The sequence below is a fragment of the Luteibacter sp. OK325 genome (assembly GCF_003050935.1).
Lineage (GTDB): Bacteria > Pseudomonadota > Gammaproteobacteria > Xanthomonadales > Rhodanobacteraceae > Luteibacter.
This window is the reverse complement of record NZ_QAOX01000009.1, coordinates 1-19,669: the sequence shown is the minus strand read 5'-3', so window position 1 is coordinate 19,669 and position 19,669 is coordinate 1. Positions and strand designations below refer to the sequence as shown.

Here is a 19,669-nt window from a genome sequence, read left to right as displayed (position 1 = left end):
TGGCCTTTTCTTGCGATCCAGGCCACCAGTCCAAGGGCTGGTGGCTTTCGATCCGACTTCGATGGATCAGAAGTCGTAGGTGATACCGAAGCGAGCGTAGCGCGGCTGCGACGAGTACAAGGTCGCCTTGTAGTTCGACTCGACGCCAGTCGTGTTGCCTGCGTTCGGGTAGATCTGCAGGGTCTCGCGGCTGTTGAACACGTTGAACACCGTGATGTTGAACGCGAGCTTCTTGTCGGCCCAGACCGGACGGTACTCGGCGCTGAGGTCGAACAGGTACAGCCACGGGGTGTGACCCATGGAACCCGGGGACGACGGCTGACCGTAGCAGTAGTGGTAGTTGTCCTGGTAACCAATCGGATCGGACTCGTCCGCACCGAAATAGCCAAGGCACGACTTCGGAGCGCCCGACGAAACCGACAGGTTACCGGAGAGCATCACTTCATCGGTCAACTGGTAGGAACCGTAGGCCTTCAGCACATGCCGGCGGCTGTTAGCCAGTTCGCCACCCGAGTACTGCATCAGCTGCGGGAAGTCCCAGTCGACCGTCGCCGAGACGTCGGCCTGGCCGGTGTCCGAACGAACCTGGCCTTCCGAGTTGCCGTAGCTCTTCGAGTAGACGTAGTCGACCTTGCCGTACCACTTTCCATCGAACGGATGCTCGAGGTACATCTCGAGACCGTAGTAGTTACGCTTCAGGTGCGGGAACCCGAAGTCGGCATTCGACACGTTGGCCTGGTAGTAGCCGCCGTTGGTGTTCGGCACCAGGAACTCCGACGCGCGACCCGGATTGAACAGGTAGCTGCCCTGGATCGGACCGATCGTTGCCGGATCCACACCCTGCGCAATCAACGTGTTGCGGATGGTGGTGGCATCCCCGGTGTCATCGATGGCGTTACGCAGCTTGCGCAGCGTGGCCTTCGCGCCGTAAACCCACTTGTCGCCCAGGGTCTTGTCGAAGCCGAGGATGAACTCGTCCTGGTATTCCGACTTCAGGTTGCGCGAAGCCGCGGTGTTCGGATCACGCTGAAGGCCATACTCGGCGTTGGCCGAGATCGGACCGCCCGTGGCGGTGTCGATCGGGGTCAGGCCCTGCGGGATGCCGTTGCCGTCGATGCCCGTATAGGTGAAGTACTCACGGGTGTAGAGCGACTTACCCGCCGAACGCAGCGCGACCGACGCCGGCAGCGCAAGGTAGTAACGACCCGCGTTGGCGTAGATCTTCAGGCTGGAGTCGCCGTTGACGTCCCAGGTGGCACCGAGGCGCGGGGCCCACTGCGGGCTACGCAGACGCAGGTAAGCCGAGCCGGTGGTGTCGTAGTTGGTGAACTGGTCGTTACGCACACCGACCTTCACCAGCCAGCGGTCATTGACCTGCCAGGAATCTTCGATGTACTGGGCGCGCTGGGTCGTACGCACCGACGCCGTGGTGTTGTACTTGTACTGGTCGACGTAGTAACCACCGGGACCCGGCAGACCGACGAAGTCGCTCGAGCCCGGCTCACCCTGGATCGGTGCACCGGCGGTGACCTGACCGTATTCCCACGCATAACCCGGACCGGTCGTGAACTGACCGTCGTCCTTGTCGCGGATATTCTGGTTGTCGATACCGGCGGTGATCGTGTGATCGCCGATGTGGTAGCTCAGGTCGACGCGCAGGTTGGTGTTGGTCGACTTGTGCTCCGGCGTGTACGCGGCCGTCGAGGGGTTGTCGTTGGTGATCGGACCACCGCCGTTCAGATCCGGGTTCTGATTGCCCGGGCTGATGATGTGCGGGTTGGTCGACGACGGCGTGTCGCTGTAATACGTGCCCTTCATCTTGCCGTAGAGGGCAGTCAGGGTCAGGTCGTCGGTGATGTAGCTGGTGAACTTGGCCGAGTACAGATCGGCACCCGTCTTGTTCAACGGCTTGCCCGACGTATCCTTGCCGATGTACGCACCGCGCTGGCGGGTGTCGTAATCGAAGGCGTACTGCGAAGCGTCGTAGCTCTGCTTGTTCGACGCACCGGTGACTTCAAGGATGTTGCTGTCGCTGATGTTCCAGTCGAGCTTCGCGTAGTACTTCGGGTTGCGATAGCTGGTCGACTGGTAGGTCGGCGCATCCTGCGACTTGACGACCGTGCCTTCGGTACGCTCCTGCTCGGCGGCGAGGAAGATGTACAGCTTGTCCTTGATCAGCGGGCCGCCGACATAGGCCGACTCGGTGGTGACCGTCTGCTTGTCGCGCTGGTTGTAGTTGTAAAGTTCGCCAACGGAGTGGTTCGAGCTGTCGACCTTGTAGTGGTCGTTACCCGGTGCCGAGGCAGCGCCGCCCGGCTGCCAGAGGATCTGCGCACCGAAGTGCCACTCGTTCGTGCCGCGCTTACCGACCTGGCTGATTACGCCACCGGCCGAACGACCATAGGCCGCACCGTAACCACCAGCGAGGATTTCCTGCTGGTCGATCGCGCCGTAAGGCAGGGTGATGCCGCCGAAGCCGCTGAGCGGATCCGTGGTGTTGAAACCGTTAATGTAGTACGCGTTCTCGGTAACCGAACCGCCACCGATCGAGACCAGGCTGTTGCCGGTCGGACCCTTGAAGTAGCCGCTACCACCGATAGCACCCGGAGCCAGCAGCGCGATGGATTCGGCGGTGCGGGCGAGGGGGAGCTTAGCGAGCTGCTCGGAAGTGATGACCGTGCGCGAGTCGACCGTCGAGACGTCGACCGGCGGCAGGCTGTTGGCGGTGACCGTGACCGAGTCGAGCGACTGGGCCGACGCCGCGGTTGCGGCAGCGGCGAACGAGACGTCCGAACCCTTGCCGACCGTCAGGCTGACGTTCTTGCGGGAATCGACGACGGCACCGTTACGCTTGAGGTCGACGTTGTATGTGCCGACGGGCACGTTGCTGATCTGGAAACGACCCGACGCGTCAACCGGGATCTCGCGGTTGAAACCGGTGTTGCCGGTGATCTGAACGGTATCGCCCGGCTGAGCGGTACCGAAGATGTTACCGCTGGTGGCCTGAGCAAGGACAACGCCCGTGCCGCCCAGACCGGCCGCGAGGGCAATCGCCAACGCGGAATGACGCAGGAATGAACCCTGCCGGATGATGCGAGAACTCATGTGCAAATCTCCCCAGATCGGCCCAACCGGGCCTGAAAACGAGCAAAACCGACGCCAGGCCGGAAAAAGATTGGCCTCGTCGGTGCTCGCTTCTGGGGATGGAATCACCGCCACTCCTCCCAGAGTGACAAGCGCCCCCATAAAACTGCTCCCGACAAGTCCTACGACTCTTACTGAACGGGAGCAGCATCACAGTTTGTGAATGCCCCGCCCAGATTCGTCGATGCCGAACATAGGCTTAGGGGGCTTGTCGTGTCAACAAAATATTTACAACGGCTTTCTACCTACATGACGGTTGGGAGAACGCCGTCAGCCGTTGATTTCCTTGTTCATCAAGCACCTGACCCAAAAAGGCCACCGGGAGACCCGGTGGCATCTGGGGAGGTGCTTGCGTTCCATCCGTGGATGCTTTGTTCTGATTGTTCGCTTTGTTCTGTGCAGGTTAACGCCGCCGGGGTGGATCGCCCCGGCGGCACCTGCATCAGAAGTCGTAGCTGATACCAAAGCGCGCATAACGCGGCGTGGTCTGGTAGAGCGGCACGCCGTAGCGTGTATTCGGACCGGCCGCGGCGAGAGTGCTACCCAGCAGCGGGTAAGTCTGCGTACGCTCGCGCTGGTTGAGCAGGTTGAACACGGTCACGTTGAAAGCCAGCTTCTTGTCGGCCCACTCCGGACGATATTCCACCGAGCCCGTGACGATGTAGGTCCACGGGTTGTGGCCTGCGTCACCCGGACGTGAGACCTCGCCTGCGCACCAGTGGTAGTACGAGCCGTAGCCGAGGCTCGGGTTCGTCTGGTCCGGACCGAAGTAACCGAGGCAGCTTTTCGGCGTACCCGAGGCGATCAGTATGTTGGCCGAGACCATCCATTCCGGAGCCAGCTGGTACGAGCCGTAGATCTTCAGCTGATGCTTGCGGCTGTTAGCCAGTTCGCCACCGGCGTACTGCATGACCTGCCAGTAATCCCAGTCGACCGTGGCCGAGACCGTGTCCTGACGGATGTCCGAACGCACCTGGCCTTCCGAGTTGCCGTAGCTCTTCGAATACAGGTAGTCGAACTTGACCTGGTACTTGCCGTCCCAGGCGTGGTCGAGGTACAGGTCGAGGCCGTAGTAATTACGCTTCGAATGCGGCATGTGGAAGTCGTCGTTGGTCATCTCGACGCTGTAATAACCGCCATTCGTGTTCGGAATCAGGAACGTGTTGGCGCGACCCGGGTTGAACAGGTAGCTACCCTGGATAGCGCCGATCGTGTCCGGATCGATACCCGTGGCAACCATCTTGTCTTCGATCGCCTGGCCGTCACCGACGTCGTCGATCGAGTTGCGCAGCTTGCGGACCGTGGCCTTGGCACCATAGGTCCAGCCAGCCCATGCCTGGGCGTCGAAGCCGAGGATGAATTCATCCTGGTACTGCGACTTGATGTCGGTGCCGGCGGCCGTCTTCGGGTCGCGCGGAATGCCGTACTCGCTGTTAGCCGAGATCGGGCCACCGGTGCTGCTGAAGATCGGGGCCAGGCCCTGCGGAATACCCTGGCCGTCGATGCCCGTGTAGGTGAAGTACTCGCGGGTGTAGAGCGAGGCACCTGCCGAACGCAACGCGACCGTTGCCGGCAGCGCGAGGTAGTAGCGACCCGCGTTGGCGTAGATCTTCAGGCTGGAGTCGCCGTTGACGTCCCAGCTGACGCCCAGGCGCGGAGCCCACTGCGGCTTCTTCAGGCGCAGGTACGGGTCGCCGTCCTGGTTGTAGTTGGTGAACTGGTCGTTACGAAGACCGACCTTCACCAGCCAGCGGTCGTTCACCTGCCACGTATCTTCGATGTACTGGGCACGCTGCGTCGTCCGGACCGAGGCGGCGGTGTTGTACTTGTACTGCGCAACGTAGTAGCCATCGCCCGGCGGCGGTGCGACGTACGACGCGTCAGTCGGAAGCGTACCGATGATCGGCGTGGCGGCGTCACCCTGGGCGTATTCCCAGGCATAGCCCGGACCCGAGGTGCTGACGCCGTCGTCCGTGTCACGAACCGTCTGGTTATCCATACCGGCGACGATGGTGTGGTCGCCGATGTGCCAGCTCAGGTCGATACGCAGGTTCGTGTTGGTCGACTTGTGGTCCGGGTTGTTGACCTGCGCAGCCGGGTTGCCATTGGTGATGAAGCCGTTCGGCGTGTAGGCCGGGTTCTCATCGGTAGCGCCCAGGATCGAGGGCACCGTGTTGTCGCCGCCCGGAGCGGTGAAGTACTTACCCTTCATCTTGCCGTACAACGCGGTCAGCGTGATGTCGTCGGTGATGTAGCTGGTGAACTTGGCCGTGTACAGGTCGGCGCCGGACTTGTTCAGCGGCACGCCTGCGACGTCCTGACCGACGTAAGCACCCTTGTAGCCGGTGTCGTAGTCGTAGTCGTAGATCGGTGCGTTGTATTCCTGCTTGTTCGACGCACCGGTGATTTCAAGAATGTTGCTGTCGGTGATGTTCCAGTCGATCTTGCCGTACAGCTTCGGGTTCTTGTAGGTCTGCTGATAGGTGAACGGCGCAGCGATGCTGCCGGTCACTTCACCCTCGCGACGCTCCTGCTCGGCGGCGAGGAAGATGTACAGGGTGTCCTTGATCAGCGGGCCGCCGGCGTACGCGGAGTACGTGGTGCGCCAGGACTTGTCCCGGTCGTTACGGTCATAGATGTTGCCAGCGTTCGAACCGACCGTGCTGTAGTAGTTGGACGGGTCAGCCTTGGTGCCCTTCGGCTCCCAGAGGACCTGGGCACCGAAATGCCATTCGTTCGTACCACGCTTACCGACCTGGCTGATGACACCACCCGAGGAACGACCGTAGGCCGCGCCGTAACCGCCGGCGAGGATTTCCTGCTGGTCGATCGCGCCGTAAGGCAGGGTGATGCCGCCGAAGCCGCTGAGCGGATCCGTGGTGTTGAAACCGTTGATGTAGTACGCGTTCTCGGTGACGGCCGAGCCAGCGATGGAGACCAGGGCGTTACCGGTCGGACCGGTGAAGAACGAGCTACCGGCAACGGCGCCCGGTGCCAGCAGGGCGATCGCTTCCGCGGTGCGCGCCAGCGGCAGCTTGGCCAGCTGCTCTGCGGTAATGACGGTGCGCGAGTCGACCGCGCTGACGTCGATCGACGGCAGGGCGTTGGCCGAAACGGTGACGCCTTCGAGGCTGGTCGACTGAGTGGCAGCGGCAGTAGCGCCGGCGAAGGCGACTTCCGTACCGGAGCCGACACGCAGGGTGACGTTCGAACGCGAGTCGACGGCGGCACCGTCGCGGTTCAGGGTGACTTTGTAGTTACCCAGCGGCAGTGAGCCGACCGTGTAACGACCCGCCGAATCAACATTGACCGTACGGCTGACGCCGGTGTCGCTGGTGACGGTGACGGTCTGGCCGGCGCCTTCTGGAGCCTGGCCGAAGATGGAGCCGGTAGTCGCCTGGGCGAAAACAGCACCCGACACGGAACCCAGGCCGATGGCCAGGGCAAGCGCGGTGCGACGTCCCAGTGACGCTGCGCGGTATTGACGCGAATTCATTGAATGCCTCTCCCCGTTAAAATCCGCTATCGCAAAAATATGCGATTAGCGACAAGCCGACCCCGGCCCGGCGTACGCCAGGCTTTCTTTTGAATCGGCAGTAAAAGTCACCTTGAAACAACGAGATCCAACCAGCGATCACGCTCCCCGAAACACCGCCCGTAAAGGCGATGAGACACATATACGTAAGGTTTCACGGGTAATCAATGCGAAATTTTTACATTCGACTTACATGTCGCAACAACATATTACGCGGCACTATTAACGGCCAAAAATAACTTGTCTGCCGCCAATGGGTTACGTAAATGTTGCGTGCGTCTCGGCGAAACCCCGGAATGTGGCCTAGGAAAGATTCTTAGCAAGAAGAGCCCACGGAAGAGGCTCCGGGCTAAGCAACAAGATGTCATGGCATACCTGATCCATCAGGCATCGGGCACAAAAAGGCCACCGGGGAGACCCGGTGGCATCTGGGGAGACGCTTGGCGTTCCGGTCCGTGGATGCCTTGTTCTGATTTTGCGATTTGTTCTGTTGAGGCTGATGCCGCCAGGGTGGATGGCCCTGGCGGCGCCGTCATCAGAAGTCGTAGGAAATACCGAAACGGGCGTAACGCGGCGTCGTCTGGTAGTAGGGGACGTCATAGCGCGGGTTCACCGCAGCCGACGTGCCGTAACGCGTATACAGCTGCGTTTCCTTACGCTGGTCGAGGATATTGAAGACCGTGACATTGAAGGCAAGCTTCTTGTCGGCCCAATCCGGACGGTACTCGATGCTGCCGGTGAGGGTGTACAGCCACGGGGTGTGACCGGCATCGCCAGGACGCGACGGCACGCCACCGCACCAGTGGTAGACCGAGGCGTAGCCGAGTCCCGGAGCATTCTGCGCGGTGCCGTAGCCACCGAGGCAGCTGATCGGGGAACCCGACGCGACCAGGACGTTGGCCGAGGCCAGCCATTCCGGAGCGATCTGGTACGAGCCATACACCTTGAACTGGTGCTTGCGGCTGTTGGCGAGCTCGCCGCCGGCGTACTGCATGACATAGGAGTAATCCCAGTCGACCGTCGCCGAGACGTCGACCTGACCGATGTCCGAACGCACCTGGCCTTCCGAGTTGCCGTAGCTCTTCGAATACAGGTAGTCGAACTTCACCTGGTACTTGCCGTCCCAGGCGTGGTCGAGATACAGCTCCAGACCGTAGTAGTTACGCTTGGACTTCGGGAAGCCGAAGTCGTCGTTGGTCACCTTGACGTCGTAGTAGCCGCCATTGGTGTTCGGGATGACGAACGTGTTGGCGCGACCCGGGTTGAACAGGTAGCTGCCCTGGATGGCACCAATGGTGTCCGGATCGATACCCGACGCAATGGCCGCGTTGACGATGGCATCGCCGTCGCCGACGTCGTCGATCGAGTTACGCAGCTTGCGGACCGTGGCCTTGGCACCATAGGTCCAGCCAGCCCATGCCTGGGCGTCGAAGCCGAGGATGAACTCATCCTGGTATTCCGACTTGATGTCCTTCGAGGCCGCCGTCTTCGGGTCGCGCGGAATGCCGTACTCACGATTGGTCGAAATCGGGCCACCGGTGCTGCTGGCGATCGGGGCCAGGCCCTGCGGGATGCCGTTAGCGTCGATGCCTGTGTAGGTGAAGTACTCGCGGGTGTAGAGCGAAGAACCGGCCGAGCGCAGCGCGACGGTCGACGGCAGCGCGAGGTAGTAACGACCCGCGTTGGCGTAGATCTTCAGGCTGGAGTCGCCGTTGACGTCCCAGCTGACGCCCAGGCGCGGGGCCCACTGGGGCTTGGTCAGACGGAGGTACGCTTCGCCGCCCTGGTTGTAGTTGGTGAACTGGTCGTTACGAATACCGGCCTTCACCATCCAGCGATCATTCACCTGCCAGCTGTCTTCGATGTACTGCGCGCGCTGCTTGGTACGGACCGAGGCCTGCGTGCCATAGACGTAGCGAGCGACGTAGTAGCCCTGTCCGCCCGGCGCAGCGACGTACGCGGAATCGGTCGGCAGTGTGCCGATGATCGGCGTGTTCGCAGCACCCTTGTTGTATTCCCAGGCATACCCGGGACCGGACGTGGTCACGCCATCGTGGTTGTCACGAACATTCTGGTTGTCCATACCGGCGATGACGGTGTGATCGCCGATGTGCCAGCTCAGGTCGATGCGAAGGTTCGTATTGGTCGACTTGTGGTCCGGGTCGTTGACCTGGGCGCTCGGGTTGCCGTTGGTGATCAGGCCGCCCGGCGTGAACGCCGGATTCTGGAACTGCGGGGTCAGAATCGCAGGCTGCGACACGTCGCCACCCGGTGCGGTGTAGTACGTGCCCTTCATCTTGCCGTAAAGAGCAGTCAGCGTGATGTCGTCGGTGATGTAGCTGGTGAACTTGGCCGTGTACAGGTCGGCGCCGGACTTGTTCAACGGATTGCCCGCGACGTCCTGACCGACATAGTCGCCCTGGGTCTTGGTCGCGTACGAGTACTTGTAGAACGGCGCGTTGTATTCCTGCTTGTTCGACGCACCGGTGATTTCAAGAATGTTGCTGTCGGTAATGTTCCAGTCGATCTTGCCGTACAGCTTCGGGTTCTTGTAGGTCCGGTGGTAGACGAACGGCGCGGCGACACTGCCGGTCACCTCACCTTCGCGACGCTCCTGCTCGGCGGCGACGAAGACGTACAGGGTGTCCTTGATCAGCGGGCCACCGGCATAGGCGGCGTACGTGGTGCGCCAGTTCTTGTCACCGCGGTTCTCGTCATAGAGCTGACCGGCCTGCGCGCCGACCTGACGGTAATAGTTGAACTGGTCGGCCTTGGTGCCCTTCGGCTCCCAGAGGACCTGGGCACCGAAATGCCACTCGTTCGTGCCGCGTTTACCGACCTGGCTGATCACGCCGCCAGCCGAACGACCATAGGCCGCGCCGTAACCGCCGGCGAGGATTTCCTGCTGGTCGATCGCACCGTAAGGCAGCGTGATGCCGCCGAAGCCGCTGAGCGGATCCGTGGTGTTGAAGCCGTTGATGTAGTACGCGTTCTCGGTGACGGCCGAACCGGCGATGGAGACCAGGGCGTTACCGGTCGGACCGGTGAAGAATGAGCTACCGCCAACGGCGCCCGGTGCCAGCAGGGCGATCGCTTCCGCGGTGCGCGCCAGCGGCAGCTTGGCTAGCTGCTCGGAGGTGATGACGGTACGCGAGTCGACCGCGCTGACGTCGATCGACGGCAGGGCGTTGGCCGAAACGGTGACGCCTTCGAGGCTGGTCGACTGCGAGGCAGCAGTAGCGCCAGCGAAGGCGACTTCCGTACCAGAGCCGACACGCAGGGTGACGTTCGAACGCGAGTCGACGGCGGCACCGTCGCGGTTCAGGGTGACTTTGTAGTTACCCAGCGGCAGCGAGCCGACCGTGTAACGACCCGCCGAATCCACGTTGACCGTGCGGCTGACGCCGGTGTCACTGGTGACGGTGATCGTCTGGCCGGCGCCTTCAGGAGCCTGGCCGAAGATGGAGCCGGTAGTCGACTGGGCGAAAACAGCACCCGACACGGAACCCAGGCCGATGGCCAGGGCAAGCGCGGTGCGACGTCCCAGTGACGCTGCGCGGTATTGACGCGAATTCATTGAATGCCTCTCCCCGTTAAAATCCGCAATCGCAAAAATATGCGATTAGCGACAAGCCGATCCCGGCCCGGCATGCGCCAGGCTCTCGTTTGAATCGACAGTAAAATTCCCCCAGTAAACAACGTGATTCAACCAGCTATCACGTCCCCGTAACATCACCTGTAAAGGCGATGAGACACATATACGTAAGGTTTCACGAGTAATCAATGCAATTTTTTTACATTCCGTATACATGTCATAGCAATAACTTACGCGACAGCACCGCCACATAGAAAAATCTTGCGATCTGCCAGCGAGTTACACGGGCTCGTTCGTTCACGGCGGTTTTCACTAGGACTTCGGCCTAGGAAAGATTCCTATCAAAATTGCCGCATTACGAGAGGCCGTGGATCGTCCACACAAGGGGTGGCGCGGCTTGCGGGGCATTCATGAAGCGACGTAGGCTCCCTTGAACTTACGAAACTTCTCAGCCGAAAGGCTTTCGAAGGGCAATCGCTGTACACCGATTGCGAGGTTCGCGCGTTTGTTCGCGAAATCGCCGGGGGGCGGCCTGTAGAAAACAACGAGGTTCCATGCGCATGAATGACAATTCGAGGGGATCGATCCTGGCAGACGCCGCCATGGGTGGCCTGGATAACAGCCGTGGAGATGCCAGCGTGCCGGCCTCTTCATTCGCCAGCCGCGTTCGCGCGGTCATCAAGATCTCGGGTAGCGTCAGTGAGATCGCCCGCCGCTGCGGGTTCTCGGAAGGTGTCGTGCGCAGTTGGCGCGACGGCAATACAGACCCGTCGCGCGGTCGCTGCGTGACGATGGCCAAGACGCTGGGCCTGTCGCTGGTGTGGCTGGCCGCAGGCGAAGGCCCGATGATGCTGGACGGCTCGGGCGACGACCCGGCGGCCCGCACCGAGACGACGGAGTCGATCCGCGGACGCGAAGGCAGCCACGAGGCCCACGCCCCGTCGGCGACCGTCCTCGACGCATCGCGCCTGGCGGCGGCTATGAAGCTCCTGCAGTCGGACATCGAGATGACCGGAAGCCGCTTCTCCCCGGTGCGCCACGCCGACCTGGTCGCCGAGATGTATTCGATCCTCGCGCGCTCGAACGAGGGCGACTACGCCGATCGCATGATCGCGTTCCGCCGCACCCTGATGGCGCGCGTCCAGGACGATAAGGCCGCCGCCTGATTTGTCCGATCAGAGGCGGGAAATATCGGCGATGGCGCCGAAGGTCGCTTTCAGCTGTGCGAGCAGCGCGAGGCGATTGGCGCGCACCGCCGGATTCTCGGCGTTGACGAGCACGTCGTCGAAGAACCGGTCCACCGGCGCCTGAAGCGCCGCCAGGCGAGCAAGCGTGCCGGTGTAGTCACCGGCCGCAAGCAGCCCCTGCGATTCCGTGCGAGCAGCAGCCAGCGCGTCGTGTAGTTCACGCTCGGCGTCGAACTCGAAGTGCGCGGTATCGACCGTCGCCGGAATGGGCGCGGCATCAGCCTCTTCGGCCTGCTTGCGCAGGATGTTGGCCACGCGCTTGTTCGCCGCGGCCAGGCTCGCGGCCTCGTCGCGGCGCGCGAACTCACCCACGGCACGAAGGCGTCGATCGAAATCGGGAAGGGTCGCCGGAGCAACGGCAAGCACGGCTTCGAACTGGTCCGTCGAAAAACCCTGGTCGGCGTAATAGCCGCGAAGGCGCTCGAGCACGAAGCCCTGAACCTCGTCGCCCAGTTCGCGACGGCGCGCGCCGAGGTCGACCACCGGAACCTTGCCGTCCTTGCCCGGCTTCACGCCTGCCAGCAGGGCCGTTTCCGGAATCATTTCCAGGGCCTCGGTCAGCGCGGCGCGCAGCTCGATGTCCAGCCCGCCTTCAATCAGGGTGCGGGCCAGGCCCAGCGCGGCGCGGCGCAGGGCAAAAGGATCCTTGTTGCCGCTGGGCTTCATGCCCACGGCGAAGATGCCTGCCAGCGTGTCGAGACGTTCGGCCACGGCGAGCACCTGTCCCACCTTGCCCGCGGCAATGGCGTCGCCACCGAAGCGCGGCTGGTAGAAGCTGTCCAGCGCGTCGGCCACGTTCGCGTCGATGCCCTGCCGCGAGGCGTAGTAGCGACCCATCACGCCCTGCAGCTCGGGAAATTCACCGACCATGCGGGTGAGCAGGTCGCACTTGGACAGAGCCGCGGCGTGCGTGGCCTGTCCGGCATCCACATCGACGCGGTTGGCTATCACGCGGGCCAGTTCGGCCACACGAACGGTCTTGTCCCAGAGGCTGCCCAGCGATTGCTGGTAAGTGACGTTCTTCAGGCCTTCCTGGTAGTCGGCCAACGGTGACTTGAGGTCTTCGTCCCAGAAGAACTTGGCGTCGGCGAAGCGGGGACGGATGACCCGCTCATAACCCTTGCGGATTTCCGCCGGATCCTTGCTCTCTATGTTGGCCACACCGATGAAATGCTCGGTAAGCCAGCCGTCTGCGTCGAAAACCGGCACGAACTTCTGGTTGGTCTCCATCGTGGTGACCAGGGCCTCCGGCGGCACGTCGAGGAAGGCGCGTTCGAAGGTGCAGGCGATGGCAACCGGCCATTCCGTGAGGTTGGCGATCTCACCGAGCAGGCTGTCCGACAGACGCGGCACACCGCCGGTGGCCACGCGGGCGACTTCGTCGCGCACGCGCTGGCGACGCTCGGCGGGGTCGGCCAGGACATGGGCGTGGCGCAGTGCATCCAGCCAGCTGTCCGCGTCTGCGACGTGGATCGGCTTGGGATGATGGAAACGGTGGCCATGGCTCAGCCGGCCGCTCGTCAGGCCGAGGATCTGCCCATCGACGATATCGGCGCCGTGCAGCATCAATAGGGTGTGGACCGGGCGTACGAAGCTGTCTTCGCGATTGCCCCAACGCATGGCCTTCGGGATCGGCAGGGACTTCAACGCCTCCGTGACGATCTCGGGCAACAGCGCGGCGGTCGGCTGCCCGGGCTTCACGGCCCGGAAGACGAACCAGGCGCCCTTGTCGGTCTCGAGTTTTTCCAGCGCCGACACCTCGACGCCGCAGGACTGCGCGAAGCCGACCAGGGCCTTGCCCGGCTCGCCATCGGCGCCGAGGCTGGCGGACACGGCCGGGCCGCGGCGTTCGATGGTCTGCTCGGGCTGGGCCATGGCCACGCCGGCGATATGCACGGCGAGACGGCGCGGTGACGCGTAGGCCTTGGCGGAACCGTAGTCGGCGGCCACGCCGCGCTTCTCCAGGCCTTCGATGACGCCGCGCGCGAACGCCGCAGCGAGATCGTCCAGTGCCTTCGGCGGCAGCTCTTCGGTGCCTAGCTCGATGACGAGCGGCAAGCGCTTATCGGCCATGGACGGCCTCCTTGTCTTTCTTCAGGCCGGGAAAACCGAGCTTCTCGCGCTGTGCGACGTAGGCTTCGGCCACGGCACGCGCCAGAGTGCGCACGCGCAGGATGTAGCGCTGGCGCTCGGTCACGCTGATGGCGCGGCGCGCGTCCAGCAAGTTGAACGCATGGCTGGCCTTGCAGACCTGCTCGTAGCCCGGCAATGGCAGGCCCGCGGCGATCAGCTTGGCCGCTTCGCCCTCGCACACGTCGAACCAGTGGAACAGTTCGGGCACATTGGCGTATTCGAAGTTGTAAGTGCTCTGCTCCACCTCGTTCTGGTGGAACACATCGCCATAGGTGACCACGCCATGTGGGGCGTGCGTCCAGACGATGTCGTAGATGCTGTCGACGTTCTGCAGATACATCACCAGGCGCTCGAGACCGTAGGTGATCTCGCCGGTGACGGGACGGCATTCGAGCCCGCCGGCCTGCTGGAAGTAAGTGAACTGTGTCACCTCCATCCCGTTCAGCCAGACTTCCCAACCCAGCCCCCAGGCGCCCAGGGTCGGCGATTCCCAGTTGTCTTCGACGAAGCGCAGGTCGTGGACCAGCGGATCGATGCCCAGCGCCTTCAGCGAACCGATGTAGCGCTCGAGGATGTCGTCCGGGTTCGGCTTGAGCACCACCTGGTACTGGTAGTAGTGCTGCAGACGATTGGGATTGTCGCCATAGCGGCCATCCGTCGGGCGACGGCAGGGCTGCACGTAGGCGGCAGCCCAGGGCTCGGGTCCGAGCGCACGAAGAAAGGTAGCCGGGTGGAACGTACCCGCACCCACCTCGGTATCGAGAGGCTGGACCAGCACGCAGCCCTGCTCCGCCCAATAGCGGTTCAGGGTCTGGATCACGTCTTGGAAAGTGGGCGCGGACATGGTTCCCGAGTCCTTGATAAAGCGGGCTAGTATAGCGGCGTGGGATTCACACAGGGTCGCAAGTGATGGTAGCCAATCCGCAACACGGCGCACTGCTCGGACGCCGTGGCCGCCTGGAACTCGACGAGGTGCTGGCCTCCCTCGTGGTCGACGGACACCTGACCGGGGAAGACGCCAAGCGCGTTCGCATGGGCTCGAGGAGCGGCAAAACCGCCATTGAGCTGCACCCCCTCGTGGTCATCGCCAATGCGAAAGCGGAGAACCGCCGTGACGCGGGCCGCCCGCTGAGCCTGGAAGGTCTCATGGAGTGGCTTGCCGGCAAGGCCGACCTGCCTTACCTCAAGATCGACCCCATGAAAGTCAACGTGGCCCAGGTCACCCAGGTGGTCAGCAGCGCGTACGCGCAACGGCATCGCATCCTGCCAGTGTCGGCTTCGTCCAGTGAAGTGGTGTTCGCCACGGCGGAGCCGTTCGATACCGGCTGGGCCACCGACCTCGCCCATATGATTCGCCGCGACGTTCACCGCGTCGTCTCCAGCCCGATCGACATCAACCGTTACCTGCAGGAATTCTACGGCGTGCAGCGGTCGATCCAGCTCGCCCAGGATGCCAAGGGCATCGGCGACACCTCGAAGATCATCAACTTCGAGCAGCTGGTTGAGCTGGGTAAAGGCGGTGAGCTCGGCGCGGACGACCGGCATGTCGTGCACATTGTCGACTGGCTGCTGCAGTACGCGTTCGAACAGCGCGCCTCGGACATCCACCTCGAGCCGCGTCGCGATGCCGGGCAGATGCGCTTCCGCATCGATGGCGTGATGCAGAAAGTCTTCGAACTGCCGCCGCCGGTGATGACCGCGGTCACCTCTCGCATCAAGATCCTCGCCCGCATGGATGTGGCCGAAAAACGCCGGCCGCAGGATGGCCGCATCAAGACGCGCTCCGCCGGCGGCCGCGAAGTCGAGCTTCGTATCTCGAGCATGCCCACGGCGTTCGGCGAGAAGATCGTCATGCGTATCTTCGATCCCGACCTGGTCATGAAGGATTTCGCGCAGCTGGGTTTCTCCGAGGAGGAGGGCTTGCTCTGGCGCGGCATGGTCGAGCGACCGCATGGCATCGTGCTGGTTACCGGTCCGACTGGCTCGGGCAAGACCACCACGCTTTATTCGACGCTCAAGCATCTGGCCAAGCCCGAACTCAACGTGTGCACGGTAGAAGACCCGATCGAAATGGTCTCGCCGGAACTGAACCAGATGCAGGTGCAAACCTCGATCGATCTGGACTTCGCCGCAGGCGTCCGCACCCTGTTACGACAGGATCCGGACATCATCATGATCGGCGAGATTCGCGACCTCGAAACCGCGCAGATGGCAGTGCAGGCATCGCTCACGGGGCATCTGGTGCTGTCGACGCTGCATACCAACGACTCGCCGAGCGCCATTACCCGTTTGCTCGACCTGGGCGTGCCCCACTACCTGATTCAATCCACGCTGACCGGCGTGGTCGCCCAGCGTCTGGTGCGTACGCTATGCCCGCACTGCAAGCGGGCAACCACCCAGAATATCGATGAATGGCGCGCAGTGACGCACGGTTGGGACATTCCCGTGCCAGAGCAGGTGTTTGAAGCGGTAGGTTGCCTGGAGTGTCGCAAGACCGGTTTTCTCGGCCGTACCGGCATCTACGAAATGATGCCCGTATCGTCGCGGTTACGCGGGCTCATCTCCGCCGAGCTGGATCTGTCGCGCCTGGGCGCCGCCGCACTGCGCGACGGCATGAAACCCCTGCGTATTTCGGCCGCGGCGCAAGTCGCCGCGGGAGTGACAACGGCGCGCGAAGTGCTCAACGTACTTCCGCCCACCGATATCGACGATACGATTTCCTCATGAAGCCTCTTCTCATCGTACGCACGGGTCGCGCACCGGACGTCATCAGTGCACGCCACGGCGACTTTCCCCGCTGGTTCCGTCTCGGCCTTCGCCTGCCCACGCCACGGCTGCGTATTGTCGATGTCGAGCAAGGTGACCGCCTTCCCGATCCTGATGAATGCGCCGGCGCGGTGATTACCGGTTCCGCTTCGATGGTGACCGAGCGCCTGCCGTGGAGTGAGCGCACAGCGGGTTGGATCCGGGACGCAATGGATGTCGACCTGCCACTTCTGGGTGTGTGCTATGGGCACCAGCTGATGTCGCACGCCCTCGGTGGTCGCGTGGATTACCTCCCGGGTGGCCGTGAAATGGGTACGGTAAGCCTCGCGACGGCGCGGGAATACGCCGGTGACGACACGCTCGGCTCATCGTTGCCGGAGCGCTTCCACGCGCATGCCACCCACGAACAGAGTGTGATGGAACTCCCTCCGGGAGCCATCGCGCTGGCTCGATCGGAACGCGATCCTCACCATCTGGTCCGTTACGGGAAGAACGCGATCAGCACGCAGTTCCACCCCGAGTTTTCCGCCGAAGTGATGCGTGCCTACATCCGGCGCAAGCACGACGTGCTTCGTGAGGAAGGCCAGGCGCCTGACGCCATGCTCGCTTCGGTCGTGGCGACGCCCGTGGCAACGATGCTGCTGCGCCACTTCGTCCGCGAACATCTGCATGCACCGCGCGCGATGTCAGCCGCGTAAACGGCGCACGATAGCCCCGCGCGAGAAGAACGCGAAGACGATGCCGAAAACAAATCCGCCAATGTGGGTCCACCACACGACGGCGCCATAGCTTGCGCCCGCGACGCTGAAAAGCAGCTGCACCAGTGCCCATATGCCGATGAGCAGGAAGGCCGGCACGCGTACGAATTCAAGGAAGAGGCCCAGCGGAAGCACGAGGCCAAGCTTTGCCCGCGGGAACAGCGTCACATAAGCGCCCACCACGGCCGAGACGGCGCCGCTACAGCCGATGATCGGCACACCCGCCCCGGTCAGCGAAATCGCACCAATCAGGTTTGCCACCACCCCGCCGAGCAGGAAGAGCAACAGGAAGCGGGGAGAACCCAGGCTTCGTTCGGCCGGCAGGCTGAAAATGACGAGGAAGAGCAGGTTGCTTAGCAGGTGCAGCCAGCCGCCGTGAATGAAGATCGCGGTGAACAGCCGAAGCAGCGCAGGATCACTGATCTGTTGCCAAAGCGGCAAGCCGGTGCTGAACAGGTGTGCGGGGACGGTACCCCATCGCCGCATGATTGCCTGGCGTTCGTCATAGCCACTCAGAGCCAGCGCGACGAAGCAGACGACGCACACGATGACGATGAGGATCGTTGCCCAGCACAGTCGCGAACGCCGGCGCGTATCGACGTGAACGAACATGCTCAAGGCACGCCGCGAGCGAGATGCGGGCCTTCGGCTTCCAGCGACGACAGGGCGAACATCGTTTCCGGACCGACGACGCCGTCGGCCGCGATACCGAAACGCTGCTGGAGGCTGCGCACCCGGGCCTCGACCGTCCGGTCGAAACCGGTCGGTACCGCAGCGGCGGGACCTGCGTCCGGCGGGAGACGAGTAAGCAGCCAACGCATGCCGTCGCCGGCATCGCCGCGGGCAAGTTTTCCCGGCATGCTGGCGTCGACACGGAACACGGCGTAGAAACGCCCGTTCCACACATGTTCGAAGACGTCGCGGGTTAGTTCGACGTATTTACCGCCAAGATACAGACGGACCGCCTGGTCGCCCGCGCCCACCAGAAGCACCTGCTGTTTGGCGTGGGCGTCGTCGAGCTCGAGCACGATGGGGCGGTCGAAACGGCGCAGCTGGTCCAGCGAGCCGCGTCCGCTGACGCAGGCGAAGCCAGGGAATATGAGCGCATCGCAGTTGATCGCATTGGCGACCGAAGTGTCTTTGGATCCGACCTGCCAGCGCGCGAGCAACTCGCCCCACACCCTGACTTTTCCAATGTCCGGTGCGGGCAAGGCCTCGCTCAGTTTGGCGAGTGCTTGTTCGGGGGTGACGGTCACCAGGTTCTTCGGCCGCGATGGACTGCGCCCGGAAAGGAACCAGGTTGCCGCGCCGCCAACAAACAGAATGGCCAGCATGGCACCGACGGCGAGAAGGGGCTTGCGGTAACGGCGCAGCCAGTACCTGGCATGTTGTGGCAACACCTCGCGGGCGACGAAACCCAGCGCCCTTTCACCGATCGATTGCTCGCCCCGTTCGGCCGCGCGCTCGAGGGCACGATGTGCCAGGGCGTTGAGCCGACGTGGATTGCCCTTCCCATCGTCGCGAAGCGTGCGCAAGCCCAGTCGGCTGAAGGGCATGCGTGCCGTACCCGCCACGTGGAGACGATGACGGACATAGCGCTCGCTCTCTTCCGCGCTCAGCACAGGCATCGGCAATCGACTGCGCACATGCGCCGCGATCGAGGGGGCCGACGGACCTGACAGGCGCTCCCGTAATGCCGGCAGTCCGGCAAGCAGGATGTGAAACGGGGCGTCGACGTTCTCGCAAGCAAGGAGAAGACGCTCGACGATCGCCAGGTCGTCGTCCGCGAGCTGGTCGGCGTCGTCGAGGATCAGCAGGTACCGGTGATTCCCGTGCTGGGAGATGCGCCCCAGGCCAGCCGCGAGTCCATCGACCAGGTGATCTTCCGTATTGGCCTCGGCGCTCAAGGGCAGCGGCAAACCGAAACCGGCGTACATGGCGCGCAACCAGGCCACGGTTTCCAGTGCATAGTCGCCGGCGCCCTGACGCACGGCGCGGACGCCGTGGTTCGGCGCATCCGCCTCCACCAGCATGCAAAGCAGACTCTTGCCGACGCCAGCCTCGCCCGTCACCAGGGTGACGCTGGAGGCAGTGGAAGTCAGTTCGTATTCGACATGCGCGAGGATGTCCCGTTCGCGTCCGAACAGGCAGGCAAAGCGCGGATCCGGTGCGTCGCCAAATGGCAGCTCGCGCAGCCCGAAGGTCTGTAGGTACATGGACCCTAATGTAGCCGATTGTGGGAGCCGCTTCAGCGGCGATAGCCAGGTTGCGGTAACCCCGCCGTAACTGTGGATCGGGCTCTATGTAGGAGCCGATTCATCGGCGAAAGGCAGGTGGCGATGAGCTGGCCCGCTACCGCGGGATCGCCGATAAATCGGCTCCCACAGGAATCGCAGGCAAAGAAAAACCCGCCTTCTTTCGAAGACGGGTTGTTCCGGTATAAGGCCCCTGGCGGTGACCTACTCTTGCATGGCTTGAGCCACACTACCAT

At 63.0% G+C, this 19,669-nt stretch carries 10 protein-coding genes; 3 read left to right on the top strand and 7 right to left on the bottom strand.

What is annotated here, in order from left to right:
• Window positions 1-66: 66 nt before the first annotated feature.
• The 3 genes from C8J98_RS17620 to C8J98_RS17610 all read right to left on the bottom strand — a co-directional run bounded on the left by C8J98_RS17620 (window position 67) and on the right by C8J98_RS17610 (window position 10,256).
• Window positions 67-3,105 carry a TonB-dependent receptor gene (locus C8J98_RS17620; RefSeq protein WP_107914500.1) on the bottom strand — a complete coding sequence of 1,013 codons (3,039 nt, stop codon included), beginning with the start codon at window positions 3,103-3,105 and terminating at the stop codon, window positions 67-69.
• Between the two features lie 481 nt (window positions 3,106-3,586).
• Window positions 3,587-6,640: a TonB-dependent receptor gene (locus C8J98_RS17615; RefSeq protein WP_107914499.1), complete on the bottom strand. Its 3,054-nt coding sequence runs from the start codon at window positions 6,638-6,640 to the stop codon at window positions 3,587-3,589.
• Window positions 6,641-7,214: 574 nt separating this feature from the next.
• Entirely contained in the window at window positions 7,215-10,256 is a 3,042-nt protein-coding gene (locus tag C8J98_RS17610; protein WP_107914498.1) for a TonB-dependent receptor, read from the bottom strand.
• Window positions 10,257-10,834: 578 nt separating this feature from the next.
• Between C8J98_RS17610 and C8J98_RS17605 the strand changes: the two genes are divergently transcribed.
• Window positions 10,835-11,440, top strand: coding sequence for a helix-turn-helix transcriptional regulator (locus C8J98_RS17605; protein ID WP_146171663.1), 606 nt, complete (start codon window positions 10,835-10,837; stop codon window positions 11,438-11,440).
• Window positions 11,441-11,449: 9 nt separating this feature from the next.
• Here C8J98_RS17605 and glyS read toward each other — a convergent pair whose 3' ends face one another.
• Complete coding sequence (glyS, locus tag C8J98_RS17600; protein WP_107914496.1) at window positions 11,450-13,594, bottom strand: glycine--tRNA ligase subunit beta; 2,145 nt, start codon at window positions 13,592-13,594, stop codon at window positions 11,450-11,452.
• On the bottom strand, window positions 13,584-14,498 hold the full coding sequence (gene glyQ / locus C8J98_RS17595; protein WP_107914495.1) for a glycine--tRNA ligase subunit alpha: 915 nt from the start codon (window positions 14,496-14,498) through the stop codon (window positions 13,584-13,586). Before glyQ ends, glyS begins: the two co-directional genes overlap by 11 nt.
• 65 nt (window positions 14,499-14,563) lie before the next feature.
• Here glyQ and C8J98_RS17590 point away from each other — a divergent pair, with 65 nt between their 5' ends.
• Complete coding sequence (locus tag C8J98_RS17590; RefSeq protein WP_107914494.1) at window positions 14,564-16,381, top strand: GspE/PulE family protein; 1,818 nt, start codon at window positions 14,564-14,566, stop codon at window positions 16,379-16,381.
• Entirely contained in the window at window positions 16,378-17,118 is a 741-nt protein-coding gene (locus tag C8J98_RS17585) for a glutamine amidotransferase (protein WP_107914493.1), read from the top strand. Before C8J98_RS17590 ends, C8J98_RS17585 begins: the two co-directional genes overlap by 4 nt.
• On the opposite strand, the gene C8J98_RS17580 is transcribed toward C8J98_RS17585, so the two are convergent.
• Together C8J98_RS17580 and C8J98_RS17575 are read right to left on the bottom strand one after the other, a co-directional pair.
• Window positions 17,107-17,790, bottom strand: a complete 684-nt coding sequence (locus C8J98_RS17580; RefSeq protein WP_107914492.1) for a rhomboid family intramembrane serine protease — start codon at window positions 17,788-17,790, stop codon at window positions 17,107-17,109. The genes C8J98_RS17585 and C8J98_RS17580 overlap by 12 nt on opposite strands.
• A gap of 2 nt (window positions 17,791-17,792) precedes the next feature.
• Window positions 17,793-19,394, bottom strand: a complete 1,602-nt coding sequence (locus C8J98_RS17575; RefSeq protein WP_107914491.1) for an ExeA family protein — start codon at window positions 19,392-19,394, stop codon at window positions 17,793-17,795.
• Window positions 19,395-19,669 lie beyond the last annotated feature (275 nt).